This window comes from Commensalibacter communis (assembly GCF_947179105.1).
GTDB classification, from domain to species: domain Bacteria; phylum Pseudomonadota; class Alphaproteobacteria; order Acetobacterales; family Acetobacteraceae; genus Commensalibacter; species Commensalibacter communis.
This window is the reverse complement of record NZ_CAMXCK010000001.1, coordinates 492,137-506,528: the sequence shown is the minus strand read 5'-3', so window position 1 is coordinate 506,528 and position 14,392 is coordinate 492,137. Positions and strand designations below refer to the sequence as shown.

At 38.2% G+C, this 14,392-nt stretch carries 10 protein-coding genes; 9 read left to right on the top strand and 1 reads right to left on the bottom strand.

Annotation, left to right across the window (positions count from 1 at the left end):
- Positions 1-453: 453 nt before the first annotated feature.
- From PQG52_RS02370 to PQG52_RS02345, 6 genes are all read left to right on the top strand, one after another.
- A complete protein-coding gene (locus PQG52_RS02370) occupies positions 454-1,227 on the top strand; it encodes a lysophospholipid acyltransferase family protein (RefSeq protein ID WP_271827727.1) in 774 nt (257 codons plus the stop codon).
- A gap of 160 nt (positions 1,228-1,387) precedes the next feature.
- Entirely contained in the window at positions 1,388-3,124 is a 1,737-nt protein-coding gene (locus PQG52_RS02365) for a phosphoenolpyruvate carboxykinase (ATP) (RefSeq protein WP_271789053.1), read from the top strand.
- Positions 3,125-3,232: 108 nt separating this feature from the next.
- Positions 3,233-4,630 carry a tRNA (N6-isopentenyl adenosine(37)-C2)-methylthiotransferase MiaB gene (miaB, locus tag PQG52_RS02360; protein ID WP_271827725.1) on the top strand — a complete coding sequence of 466 codons (1,398 nt, stop codon included), beginning with the start codon at positions 3,233-3,235 and terminating at the stop codon, positions 4,628-4,630.
- The gene (locus PQG52_RS02355) at positions 4,627-5,697 is read left to right on the top strand and encodes a PhoH family protein (RefSeq protein WP_271827724.1); all 1,071 of its coding nucleotides are present in this window, start codon (positions 4,627-4,629) and stop codon (positions 5,695-5,697) included. Before miaB ends, PQG52_RS02355 begins: the two co-directional genes overlap by 4 nt.
- 5 nt (positions 5,698-5,702) lie before the next feature.
- The gene (gene ybeY, locus PQG52_RS02350) at positions 5,703-6,182 is read left to right on the top strand and encodes an rRNA maturation RNase YbeY (protein ID WP_271789056.1); all 480 of its coding nucleotides are present in this window, start codon (positions 5,703-5,705) and stop codon (positions 6,180-6,182) included.
- A 2-nt stretch (positions 6,183-6,184) separates the two neighbouring features.
- On the top strand, positions 6,185-7,174 hold the full coding sequence (locus tag PQG52_RS02345) for a hemolysin family protein (protein WP_271827723.1): 990 nt from the start codon (positions 6,185-6,187) through the stop codon (positions 7,172-7,174).
- A 297-nt stretch (positions 7,175-7,471) separates the two neighbouring features.
- Here the strand turns inward: PQG52_RS02345 and PQG52_RS02340 are convergent, their stop codons facing one another.
- Positions 7,472-8,422, bottom strand: a complete 951-nt coding sequence (locus PQG52_RS02340) for a carbohydrate kinase family protein (RefSeq protein WP_271789058.1) — start codon at positions 8,420-8,422, stop codon at positions 7,472-7,474.
- Between the two features lie 227 nt (positions 8,423-8,649).
- On the opposite strand from PQG52_RS02340, the gene PQG52_RS02335 reads away from it, so the two are divergent.
- From PQG52_RS02335 to PQG52_RS02325, 3 genes are all read left to right on the top strand, one after another.
- Positions 8,650-8,994 carry a DMT family protein gene (locus tag PQG52_RS02335; RefSeq protein ID WP_271789059.1) on the top strand — a complete coding sequence of 115 codons (345 nt, stop codon included), beginning with the start codon at positions 8,650-8,652 and terminating at the stop codon, positions 8,992-8,994.
- Positions 8,995-9,164: 170 nt separating this feature from the next.
- Positions 9,165-9,800: a thioredoxin domain-containing protein gene (locus PQG52_RS02330; RefSeq protein WP_271827722.1), complete on the top strand. Its 636-nt coding sequence runs from the start codon at positions 9,165-9,167 to the stop codon at positions 9,798-9,800.
- Positions 9,801-9,824: 24 nt separating this feature from the next.
- A complete protein-coding gene (locus PQG52_RS02325) occupies positions 9,825-14,378 on the top strand; it encodes an AAA family ATPase (RefSeq protein WP_271827721.1) in 4,554 nt (1,517 codons plus the stop codon).
- The last annotated feature ends 14 nt before the right edge of the window (positions 14,379-14,392 follow it).

The window sequence follows — 14,392 nt, the reverse complement described above, 5'->3', positions numbered from 1 at the left end:
TATATAAAACATTTCACCGTACAACATTATGAAAAACATGTACAATTTTTAAAATATTTGCACTATAAAGATGTCGTGATATATATACAACATTTTTAAAACGTATTATAAGACATATCCTTGTAGTTCTTTTTAACTTCTTATAGAATGCCGACAATTGTTAGTAGAACATTTTACCCAATTTTCAAAACCTTTGTAATAAGCAGCTGTCATACCTTGAAATACTTATCCTTTTTCAAACAAAATTTACAAAAAATATTTTGCAAACCAATCTCATCACAAGTGAATAACTCTCCTTTGCGTTCTTCTAACCAAAAAAAACATTTTATACAACACGATATTCATCAGCTACCTATTACATACCCTCATTTTCTGTCTAAATTTTCTAGTATTTATCAAAGAATTAGAGCAGCAAAAAAGATTGGCATTGTCTTAATATGGACTATTCTTTGTATGCCTTTTCAAAGTTTATTTATCAAACTACCTGGCTCTGCAAAAATTAACTTTGCACGCTTTTACTGGCGTAACGTTTCCAGAATATTAGGGCTCGATCTGCGTATATTTGGAAAGCTTGCGGAACAAAAACATCAATCCAGTTCACAAAAACGACCTATTATTTATATCGTCAATCATACTTCTTGGCTGGATATTGCATCCATTGGAGGACTAGTACCAGGAGCTTTTGTCGCCAAAGAAGAAATTGGCTCTTGGCCAGTCATTAGCACATTATGTCGACTGGGACGGGTTTTATTCGTCAGTAGGCAACGTCAATCGACAATCAAAGAACAACAAACGATGGAAAAAAGATTAGAAGAAGGTGGAAATTTAATTTTATTTCCAGAAGGCACCTCAACCGAGGGATCTCATCTCGCACCTTTTTTATCATCCTTCTTTGTACTGGCAAAGCCAATCTCCAAAAATGTTGCCTATCCTACTCCAATTATCCAACCTATTTCGGTGGTTTATGATCGTTTGGGGATGTTACCAGTCAATCGCTTTCGTCGTCCAATATATTCTTGGTACGGAGATATGGAACTTACTCCCCACTTATGGGATTTTTGTAAATGGTCTGAGATGAGGGCATCTATTATCTATCATCAGCCCCTTTATCCCGAAGATTTTAAAAACAGAAAACAGTTATCCAAAAAAACATGGGATATTATCGCGACAGGTACTGCTTATTTAAGGCAAGGGAAATCTGACGAAGATATAAAAAAAATAATATAACTTATTTGAATAATTATTAATTTTTTTTAATTTTCATAATATTGCAAAATATTTCAATGACTGTTGATAAGAACTAGCGGTTTTGTGAATAGCCTTTTGGATATTTTACTCTATTAAATAAGATGAACCTATACTTTAATAATTCAGGGTTCTGAAAATTATGACACACTCATCTTCCTTACCTCATAATGTTGTAAAACCTTATGTTACAGGAGCAACGCTTAGCCTTTCCTATACACATGGTGACCATGAACAAGTAGATAATGCTATTGCAAGTTTTCTACAGGGCACAGGAATAATAAAAGCACCAAATTTATATATTAATCTTTCTCGTGCAGCATTAGTCGAGCATGCTATTCGCAACAAAGAGGGGGCTTTATCCAAAGAAGGTGCCTTTGTTGTAAACACAGGACATTTCACAGGGCGTGCAGCAGGCGATAAATTCGTTGTCGATGAAGCTAATATTTCTGATCAAATCCAATGGGGTGACATTAATCACAAACTCTCCACTGCTCACTTTGCACAGCTTTTGTCAGAAGTTGGTGGATATCTTCAAGGGCAAACTTTATATATTCAAGACCTTTATGCTGGACGTGATTTTGATTGTTGTACTCCAATTCGATTAATTACAACCAGTGCTTGGCACGCGCTTTTTGCTAGAAATATGTTTGTCAGACCTGAAGATTTAAGTGAAGATGAAAAAGAAACCATCAAACAAAACAGTAAAAAACCTTATACAATTTTACATGCCCCTCATCTCTTTTTAAACGCTGGTCGATGTGGCACCCATGGACCGACCGCTGTTACAACATCTTTCAAAGAGAAGTTAATCGTTATTTGCGGAACCCAATATGCTGGGGAAATTAAAAAATCTATTTTTTCTGCGATGAATTGGCAGCTTCCTGCTGAAAATATCTTACCAATGCATTGCTCTGCCAATATTGGTAAAGATGGGGATGTCGCTATTTTCTTTGGTCTTTCTGGTACTGGAAAAACCACTCTTTCCTCTGATCCAGAACGTGTTTTAATTGGTGATGACGAACATGGTTGGTCAAAAACTGGTGTCTTTAATATTGAAGGCGGATGTTATGCCAAAGTCATCAATTTGAATAAAAAAACAGAACCTGAAATCTGGAATGCGTCATTACGGTTTGGATCAGTTTTAGAAAATGTTATTTTAAACCCTGATGCTTCACCTGATTTTGATAATAATTCTCTTACAGAGAATACACGTTCTTGCTATCCAGTTGATTTTATCCCCAATGCTTCAACATCTGGTAAAGGTGGTCTGCCTCTAAATATCGTAATGTTAACTGCAGACGCGTTTGGTGTGTTACCTCCGATTTCAAAACTGACCAATGCACAAGCAATCTTTCATTTCTTAATGGGATATACAGCACGTATTGCTGGCACAGAAAGCGGATTGGGGAAAGAACCAAAGGCAACCTTTAGCACCTGTTTTGGCGCACCGTTCCTGCCCAGACCTGCGGATATTTATGGTGCTCTTTTGATGAAACGTTTGGAAGAAAATCCTAATATTCAATGCTGGTTAATTAATACAGGTTGGAGTGGTGGTCCCTATGGTATCGGAAAGCGTTTTTCTTTGCCCCATACCCGCCAATTATTACATATGGCATTGAATCACTCATTAAAAGATGTGCCTTTTGAAACAGAGAAGCATTTCGGATTACAAATCCCGACAAAAGTTGATGGAATCCCAAGTGAACTTTTAAATCCAGCACTTTGTTGGGCTGATCCGCAAGCCTACCACAAACAAGCGGAAGAACTAGCGACAATGTTCAAAAAACACTTTGAAACACTTTCTCAGAGTTTACAGGGTGCTATTCGTTTTGATGGAGATATTTTCTCCTCCAACCTAACGGTTAAACGTTTATAAAATACTTGTCTCAACGCCTTTATTTTTATAAAAAGATAGCTTGGTTTATTTTTTCTTGTTAAAAAAGAACCTTGCTGTCTTTTTTATTTATAATAGGTTGCTTACCGAATGGTTGATACCAGTTTTACTCATATTGCTCACTCTACACAGACAATACAACAACGTTATCTACATGTCATTACATGGGGATGCCAAATGAATGTGTATGATAGTAACCGTATGGTCGATCTTCTTCGCCCTTTGGGCTATAAAGTTACTGATGAAGCTGAAAAAGCCGATGTTTTGATCTTAAACACGTGCCATATCCGTGACAAAGCAACCGAAAAAGTTTTCTCTGAATTAGGAAGATTAAGACAGATCAAAGAATATCGTGAAGACCAAGGTAACCCAACATTAATTGCGGTGGCAGGTTGTGTCGCACAAGCAGAAGGTGAAATTATTTTAAAGCGTGCGCCTTATGTTGATATTGTCTTTGGTCCACAAACCTATCACCGTCTTCCCAAGATGATATTAGACGTCGCTCGCAAATCAGGTAATGTAATTGAGACCGATTTCCCAACAGAAAGCAAATTTGATTTCTTGCCTGCACCTGATGAATCACAAGGATATACAGCATTTTTAACCATCCAAGAAGGGTGTGATAAATTTTGCTCTTTCTGCGTTGTTCCTTACACAAGAGGTGCAGAAGAAAGTCGTCCAGTACAAGCAATTATCGATGAGGCAACTCATTTATGCGACCTTGGCGTCAAAGAGATTTCGTTGCTTGGTCAAAATGTAAACGCCTATCATGGTCAAGGTCCTGATGGGAATATTTGGGATTTAGTCAAACTTGCTGAAAAATTATCAACCATTCCTGGATTACTGCGTATTCGTTACACAACGTCTCACCCAAACGACATGAGTGATTCTTTGATTGCAGCCCACCGTGACTTGCCTACTTTAATGCCGTTTTTACACTTGCCCGTTCAATCAGGATCAGATCGTATTTTAAAATCTATGAATCGTGGTCATACGGTCAGTGAATATTATGCTATTATTGAGAAACTCAAAAAAGCCAGACCAGATATTGCTTTATCCTCTGATTTTATCATAGGGCATCCAGGTGAAACGAACGAAGATTTCAAAGCAACCATGAAACTGGTTCAAGATATTACGTTTGCACAGGCTTTCTCTTTTAAATATTCTCCCCGCCCAGGTACTTCAGCTGCGGTTTCAATGAATCAAATTGCAGAACCCGAAAAAGATGCGCGTTTGCAAGAGTTACAAGCCGTATTGAAAGATCAACAAACTCAATTCAACAAAGACACAGTTGGACGCAAGATTCCCATTCTCTTTACCCATAAAGGCCGTAAGGAAGGGCAAATTGCTGGTAAGTCTCCTTATTTACAAGCCGTTCATGCCCAAGGAAATGATAGTCTGATTGGTCAAGAATGTGTGGTAGAAATAGATGAATGCCTTACTTTCTCTCTATCTGGTTCTCTTGTTAAAGAAAGCACATCCCATTGAGTAAACAAACTGATAACCGCCCCCTTATCGTTTCAGAAGAATCATTAGACGCATCCACGCTAAAAACAACATTGCAGTTTAGTGATAATTTGGTTCTAGCTCATTTAATTGGTGAGCATGATCGTTACCTAGTACAAATTGAAAAAGAGCTGCAAATCAAGCTTGGCTGCAGAGGAAATCATATTGTTATAGAAGGCAACGTACAGAGTGCCGAGCTTGCCAAAGCTGTTTTGAGCAATCTTTATAACCATATTTACCATCAAAAAGATATTAACTCGACTGTTGTAAATACCATTATTCGTATGACGCAAGACGGACTTTTAGAAACAAATGCTTATGCTCAAGAAAATCCTAATGAGCAAAATGAAGCAATTCCCAGCAACGCACCCACAATTACAACACGCCGAGGAACCATTTCTGCACGAACGGCTGGACAAGCTGAGTATCTAAAGCTGTTATTAAAACATGAAATGGTTTTTGGAATAGGTCCTGCTGGCACAGGGAAAACCTTTCTTGCTGTTGCACAGGCTGTTTCAATGTTGCTGTCTGGTCAAGTTGATCGTATCATTTTATCTCGCCCTGCTGTGGAAGCTGGCGAACGATTGGGCTTTTTACCTGGGGATATGAAGGATAAAATTGACCCTTATCTACGCCCTTTATATGATGCGTTACATGCAATGATGCCTGGCGATCAAGTCATTAAACGGTTAACCAATGGTGAAATCGAAGTCGCCCCTCTTGCATTTATGAGAGGGCGCACACTTGAACATGCTTATGTTATCTTAGATGAAGCTCAAAATACGACCACCGCTCAAATGAAGATGTTTTTAACACGTCTAGGCCCAGGATCCAGAATGGTTATTACTGGGGATATAAGTCAAATAGATCTACCCTCTAATATCAAATCTGGATTAAAAGACGCCGTTGAAACACTTGAAGGTATTCAAGGGATTGAAATTATGCGTTTTCAAGCCCAAGATGTGGTCAGGCATCCGTTGGTCGGTCGAATTGTGAAGGCATATGATAAACGTGATGCTCAACATCGTCCTGATACTCATAAAACATAATGCCCATGCAACTCACCTATCAAACTCGACAACAGCTAAACGAAAAACTGATCATACAAGAGTTACAATGGCGTAGATTTATGCCTAAATTACTACCACTACTGTATCGTATCCATCAAATTCTTCCGATTACCGAAGAAACTAATTTGTGTTTTTCTAATGATCTTTCTATTAAAAAATTAAACGATCAATTTAGGGGAAAAAACAAACCAACCAATGTATTAACCTTTGAGTTACCTGGTGGGGGTATGATAGGCGGTGACATTATTTTTGCGCTGCAAACAATTCAAAAAGAAGCACAACAAAATAAAAGACCTTTTATGCATCATTTGGCACATTTAATAATTCATGGTCTATTACATTTACAAGGTTACGATCATATTTATGTCAACGAAGCCAAAGAAATGGAAATGCGAGAGGCTCTTTTATTACAAAAACTGAACATTCCTAATCCTTGGAAACTTTACCCATCACGGAGTATATAATAATGCCTCGTGGCTCTGGTTCATCAAACAATTCATCATCCGATAACGGACAAAACTCTGCACAGCAAAAACCTAGACGTTTCAAATCAGTCATTTCGCGCTGGATATATAAGAGCAAACATCCCAGTTTGCGTCAATCTATTGTTAATTTGGTTGATGAGGAAAACGCAAACGATCAATCCCCGCAACATGTTAGTACTGAAGAGCTTAGTACTCAAGAGCGATTATTGATCTCTAATATTCTACGTTTGCGTGGAAAAACAGCAGATGACGTGATGATACCCAGAGCAGATATATTTGCGATCGAAGACACAATTACGTTTGAAAAAGCATTAGAAGTTATGCGACATGAAAATCATTCTCGCGTTCCAGTATATCATACGGAACTCGATAATATTATTGGAATGTTACATGTCAAAGACCTGATTGCCTATACGGGAAACCACGAAGAATTTAATATTACCAATCTTTTAAGGCAGCCTCTTTTCATAGCACCACAAATTCCTATTCTGGATTTATTGTTACAAATGCGTCAACATCGTACCCACTTAGGATTGGTGATTGATGAGTATGGCAGTATCGATGGCTTGGTTACAATTGAGGATCTTGTTGAAACAATTGTTGGCGATATTGCCGACGAACATGATGACCCTGACGTGGAAATGATGGTTGAGCGCGACCGCAATACACTGGACCTCGATGCTAGAATGGTGCTTGAAGATCTTGAAAAACATATAGGCGCCTTTTTAACCGAGGAAGAAAATAATTCTGATATTGATACGATTGGTGGTCTCGTATTTCGCCTGGCAGAGCATGTTCCAACAAAAGGTGAAGTACTGACACATTCAAGTGGTTTAGTATTTAGAGTCTTAGACTCTGATCCAAGACATATTCGACGTTTGAGAATGCACATTCCTAGTGATTGGAATTTTCCTGCTTCTAACGCCCCTAGTCAGACAGAAGAAAATGACAATAGCCAAAAAAATTTATAAAAATACTTTTTAATAAATGTTTGATATGGCTCTAATCATTAAAAATCTATCCAAATCTATACTCTAATTTCTCACCTTCAAATAGTATTATCCGATTATTACCAATATTATGACCATTCCCCCATAACCCATTATTAAAATAAGACTTAAGGGGCAGATCAAAATTTACGTTCTTATCTTATATTGCGGTGTTTTTAAAATCACCAGCTAAATAATATAAAAATCAATTTAAACTAAAGCTCATTCTGAAATTAAAAAGGCAAAGATAAAGTTATTTTCTCTGCCTATAATAAACAATTATTTTTTTGAGGCAATCCGTTCCGCAACTTCTTGTTCCCAAGGCGGATTGGCACCACGACGTTGGCAGATCATCGCTGCAGCAACAGAGCCATATTTTAATGCCTGCGTAATTTGATCGGCAGTAATTGATTTAATTTTATCCAGTGTCAATAATTCTTCTTTTTGCAAATACGTTAGCGTTGCAGCCATAAACGTATCCCCTGCGCCAATAGAATCGACAACATCATCAATATAGTCTGGCTCTACCGTAATTGCCTTTTGTCCTGGTAGGTAGCATAATGTACCTTGGCTGCCTCGTGTAATGATTACGATTGAAGTCCCTTGTGAAATCCACATTTCAGCAGCTTCATCAAAAGAGGTATCTGGCATTAAGAATGCTAAATCAGATTTAGAAAGCTTAATAATGTCAGCCATCGCGATTAACCGCGACATCCGCGCACGATATACGGCTGGATGTAATGTATTGCCTGGACGACAATTTGGATCAATCGAAAGAATACGTTTACCTTTTTCAATTCTGAACATTTGTTCGCATGCTTCAGAAATGGGGGGCTCAATCAAAGAAGTCGATCCAATATGAATTAAATTCACATCATCTGTAAATCCAGGAGATTGTGAACGAACCCACAGACGAGAAACTGTATTTTCATCATAAAAAGCATATTGTGGCTCTTCTTCACCCAACTCTACAAAAGCAAGCGTTGTCTGTTGAGGTCCCCGTGCCACGTATCTGGTTTCGACGTTAGAGGTTTCAAGGAATTCCATCAATTTTTCACCTAGAAAATCATTAGAAATCCCACCCATAAAGCCAACTTTTCCGCCTAAACGACCAATAGCCACAGCAATATTTGCACATGACCCCCCTGGGGCTGGATAGTAACAATCTTTTCCATCCACCGTTTTATCTGGGATAAAATCAATTAAAACATCCCCACACAGAATAATCATTTAAAATCTCCTATAACAGAATAGAATTATAAAATAGTCTCATCTTCAATATTTTACTATTGGATCATGCTTATAAAGCATATAAAATCAACAGTTGTTTTAGCCATTTGAATAATTTCATTTATACATTAAAAATTATTACCAAATGTTAGCATATTCAATTTATTTAACAAACTACTAAAATTTATTCAAATTCAGCAAAATTTATAACTTAAAAGGAGAAACAAATGCCTGTTTGGTTAACAACTGCGTCGATGCTGGTCTTATCAAATCTTTTTATGACCTATGCATGGTATGGACATTTAAAAACATTGGAAAGCAAGCCGTGGTACATCGCTGCACTCATCAGTTGGTGCATTGCTTTGGGCGAGTACATGATCCAAGTCCCTGCCAACCGTATTGGATATACCAAGCTCTCTTTGGGGGAGTTAAAAATCATGCAAGAAGCCATTACTTTATTGGTCTTTATCCCCTTTAGCATCTTTTTTATGAATCAATCCTTTAAGTTGGATTATGTATGGGCAGGACTATGTATTGTTGGTGCTGTTTTCTTTATTTTCCGTGGTGGTTAATCAATATTGATTAACCAAAATCATTATCCACATCTCTCAATCACCTTTACAATAAATAATTTTATGATTTTTAATGATATTTATGATAAAATACGTGATTAACCGTCAAATTTGATGTTAAAATTGAAACGTAATATCATTGTCTTTATTTACTATTTTAGGAACCTATTATGCCTATTACGCGCCGCTTATTTCTAAGCACTGCACTTCCAGCAGCAACCCTGTTCGCAACCAGCTTGCAAACCAAAGCAGCAACAATTTCACCAAGTTTTTCTGCGCCACGCGCACTAGGCAATCCAAATGCCAAAGTTCATGTTCAGGAATGGTTTTCTTTGACATGCGCTCATTGTGGACGCTTTGCTCAAACGGTTTTTCCAGAAATTGAAAAGCAGTATATTAACACAGGCAAAGTCTATTATATTTTCAAAGATTTTCCTTTAGATAAAATTGCGCTGATGGCTGCTATCGTTGCACGCAGTTTACCTATTGAGCAATATAAACCTTTTGTTTTTGCTTTATTAGATAATTTGGAGCAATGGGCATTTAAAGAAGGTGCAGATCCAGTCAAAGAATTACAAAAATACGCAACCCTTGCTGGCATGAATGCTTCTCAGTTTGAGCAAGTTACAAACGATTCTGCTTTACGTGATGCAATTTTAGCAGAAACCAAACAAGCTGAAGAGCAATATAAAATCGACAGCACCCCAACCTTTATTTTCAACGGCAAACCTGTTGTTGGTGAATTAACTATTGAAGATTTTGGAAAACAGGTTACAAATGCTTTAAGCCGTCAACCAACCCCTTAATTACCATAGTTCCAATATCCCTGTATGACCATCCGCTTTACACAATTAAAAATCGCTGGATTTAAAAGTTTTTCTGATCCTATTACATTAGAAATCTTACCAGGGTTAACAGGGATCATCGGCCCCAATGGCTGTGGCAAATCCAATATTGTTGAGGCCATCCGCTGGGTTATGGGGGAAAGCTCTGCCCGCTCTTTACGTGGTGGAGAAATGGACGATGTCATTTTTGCAGGAACCGCACGAAGGGCGGCACGCAATATCGCCGAAGTTGCCTTAACCATCGAAGGCACAGAAATGATTGCACCAGCCCCATTTCAACAACAAGACCAACTGCAAATCTCTCGGCAACTAGAACGTGGTTCTGGCAGCCAATATCGAATTAATAACAAAGTTCAACGAGCCAGAGACGTGCAAACTTTTTTTGCTGATCTGGGGTCTGGCCCGCGATCCTCTGCAATCATCAGCCAAAACCGCATCGCACAACTGATTTCAGCCTCGCCCGAAGAAAGACGACAAGTCCTAGAAGAAGCGGCTGGCATTGCTGGCCTCTATAGTCGGCGTCGAGAGGCCGAATTAAAACTTAAAGCAACCGAAGAAAATCTGGCACGTTTGAATGATTTACAACAACAACTGATTTCGCTTATTGAATCTTTAAACGAACAATCTTCACAAGCAACAATCTATAGACGGCTTTCAACCGAACTGAGAGAAGCAGAAACCACTTTACAATCCCTATATTTCCAACGTGCAATCCGTAGTCTATATCTATTTGAGCAAAAGCAAATCCAAGCTGACAACGCACAAAAGGATGCTGAATACAAATATACTGAACAGCAGACCCTATTCAAATCGTTTGAAGAAAAAATACCGCAGCTCAGACAACAAGAGATTCAAGCTCGTACCCAATGGGATCATGAACGTAATGCAACACGATTCTTGCAAGAGCAAAGAAATAAAATTACAGAACAGTTGCAACAACTTCAAGAACGTATTCAAGAAGCAACAGAACAACAAATCATAGCCAATAATCGTGTAGAGAAAACACAAGCTGATTTAAATCAAGTTCATATTAATCTAAAAACTACAGAACAAAATCTGCTAGAACACCCTGAAAAAGAAAGAATTCTTCAAAGCAATATTGCTGACTATGACAAGCAATTAGCCCGTTTGACTGTAGAAATTCAAAAAGAAGAAAAAACGTTTGAAGAGCAACAAAAACAACATCAAACGATTACACAGCAATATGAGCAAGCTAAACAGGCCAAGCAAGCTGCTGAAATCGAGTATCAAAAAATCGTTGTTGAGTATCAAGGATGCCTTGAAGCTCTTCCCAAAAAAGAAGAAATCAACAACCTTGCCAATGCTCAGGATCATGCCCAGCAACATTTAAAAACCATACAAACGCAAAAGCAAGAAAGCGAATCACGTCATAACGAAGCAAAATTACAAGCAAGTCACGCACAGCACCACGCTCAACAAGTCGAGCAAGCCTATACACAACTTGCGACAAAAATTAAGCAGCAAACCGAAAAGCAACAACAGCTTTTGATTCAGAGAAGTAATTTTGAAACACAATTACAAACATTACAAAAACAATCTTTGACCGAACAACAAAAACAACAATTTGCTGCTGAACTATCAGAGTTACAAAAAACATATTTCAGCGCCAAAGAAAATACGGAAATCACAGCTCAATATTATCAAGATGCTATCAAAACACATCTGGAAACTGAGTCTGCAAACCAGCAAGCCACAGAAATTTATAATAACCGTCAAAAAAATCTGTCAACGACACAACAAGCTTTTCAACAAGCACAGAAGAATTTAACGCTCTTAGCTAAACAAATTGACAAAGCTAAAACAGCGATCATTGCAGATCAAATTTTACAAGATAAAAAGACGGAACTCAATTTACAAAAAGATCAAGTTACATCTTTACAAGACACCATACAGAATTTAACTGCGCAATATCAGGAAACTCAAGAAGCAACAGAGCAAGCGCAAAAAAATCTGTATCAACACGAAGCAGAGCAACAAAAGCTGCAAGCAAAGCGAGACGGTCTGGCGCTTGCTTTGTCACATGACCAAGAAGAAAAACATACCAACACTTTACCAGCTGTATTAGACAGTATCACAATTCCATCTGATCTTATTGTTGCGGTGGCGGCTTTGTTTGATGAGACGTTAGAAAGCCCGGTCAGTATAGATACACAGACAGGCTGGGTGCCATTACCGCCAAGCCATTCTGTATTCCCAGCATCTATTCGGAAACTTTCAGAGATTATTCCCCCACCCCCTGCTCTACAGCGCGCGTTCGATCATATTGGTATGGTTGAAACGGTTGAACAAGGTCAAAATTATTTTCAAACCCTTACCTTTGGACAAAGTCTGATGACCAAAGAGGGTGATATATGGCGTTGGGATGGTTATCATCAAAAAGCAGGATTGCAAAGCAGAGCAGCTCAACGTCTATTACAAAAAGAAAATTTAAAACAAAGTGAAGAGGCTCTGACAGCGTTAAAAACTCAATATCCTGCGCTAAAAACGCAACATCAGAAACTTCAAGAGCAATTTCAAGCAATCAAAGCACAGCTTACAGAAAAACAAGCGCTCTATAAAACGACCGAACAAGCGTTTCAAAGAACACGACAAGAATTCTTATCTCTGCAAAACCGTAGCCAAGCAGCTCAAACTCAGTTTGATGCGCTGCACCCTGCGTATTCTCAAGCGCAGCAAGAATTTAACGATAAACAAAAAACTTTCGAGCACGCTCAAAAAGAAGCTGAGATTCCTAAGCCTGACGATAACATCGTTGAACAGAGCCAAAAACAATTACAACGGTGTAAAGAGGCTGCTCAACAAGCGCAGCAAGACTTACAGACGATTGAACATCAATTATCTACCCTTAAAGATCAGCAACACAAACAATTAAGCGAAGATCAACAAAACCTTATTCGGCTTGAAACATTACAAGAAAAGCAAACACAGCTTCAAATAGAATTAGAACAGCTGGAACAAGGGTTAGTTCAAGATCAAGAACAACAAACACGACTGGAAAATCCCCAGCAAGCACTCTCTGCTCAACAAACAGCGCAAAAGAATGTTCAAGAACTTGAACAGCAAATACTGGCATTCCAACAAGAATCTCAAATTGCTGAACAAGCGCTTTCGGTTGCACAAAAAAATCATCAAGCCATTAAAGAAAATTATATTCAGCACCATAGCCGTATTGAAACCCTTCAACCACGGTGTGAAGATGCAAAGAAATACTTAGAAAATAAACAGCAAGAGTTTATTAAAGTCGAAGAATTATATGCTGCCCGCCCTGAGTTAGACATTGTTAAAGCCAATCTTTATCAGATCCAAGAAACTTATAAAAATTGCAAAGAACAAGAAGAAAAAGAACGGTTGTCTTATCATTTACTACTGAATGAAAAAGACAATCTGCTTAAACAAAAAGAAGCTTTGGCAACTCAATTTAAAGAATGGCAAGCCCGTTTATCTCAGGCACAAGAAGAAGCAACGATCTCTTTAAACAAAATCACACAGTTACAATCTGAATATGATCTTTTAAATCAAAAGCTTCCTGTTCTTGAAAAGCAGTTAACCTCTTTAAAAGAAACTGAGGCGCACGCAGGTGAATTATATCAAGCAGCACAACAACAATTAATTCAGCTTGAACGAGATCGCACAGAAGCACAAAAACAATTACAACAAGCTGAGCAAAATGCTCATAAAACCAGAGAGAACCTGCTGAAAGCACAAGCAAAGCAAGAACAAGCAGAGGCTTTATTAGAACAATTAAAAAATAACATCGAGCCATCTATTCAAGAACATGCCAAGCAACAAACTGACATGGATATCGGTGATGCTGCGGAAAGAAAACTCAAGACCATCATTTCAGAAAATTCTGCTGAGCGCGACGCATTGGGAGCTGTCAATTTACGTGCTGAAATTGAACGCGAAGAAAAACAAGAACAATTAAACAATATAGAAAAAGAATATACTGAATTATCGACTGCTATTCAGCAATTACGAGATTCCATTCAAAAACTAAACCAACAAGGCAAAGAAAAACTTCATGCAATTTTTAATGAAGTTAACCAACATTTCCAAGATTTATTTACCCGTATGTTTAATGGTGGCAGTGCCTATTTAAAATTGCTTGCTCATGAGGATCCTTTGCAATCAGGGTTAGAGATATACGCTCAACCTCCTGGGAAAAAGCTCTCTACACTTTCATTGCTATCTGGTGGAGAACAAGCACTCACCGCCCTTTCTCTTGTCTTTGCGGTCAGTCGTTGTAATCCTGTTCCTATTTGTATTTTGGATGAAGTCGATGCTCCTTTGGACGATCCGAACGTAGAGCGTTTTTGTTCATTAATATCCGATATGACCGCACAAGCTGGAACACGTTTTTTGGTTGTGACCCATCACCAACTTACCATGAGTCACATGAATCGGTTATATGGCGTCACCATGCAAGAACGTGGGGTCAGTCAGATTATCTCTATTGATTTAGAACATGCTGTGCAAATGCAGCAAGATAAGCATGTCGAACAATTTGGGCTGATATAAATTCAAAATTTATA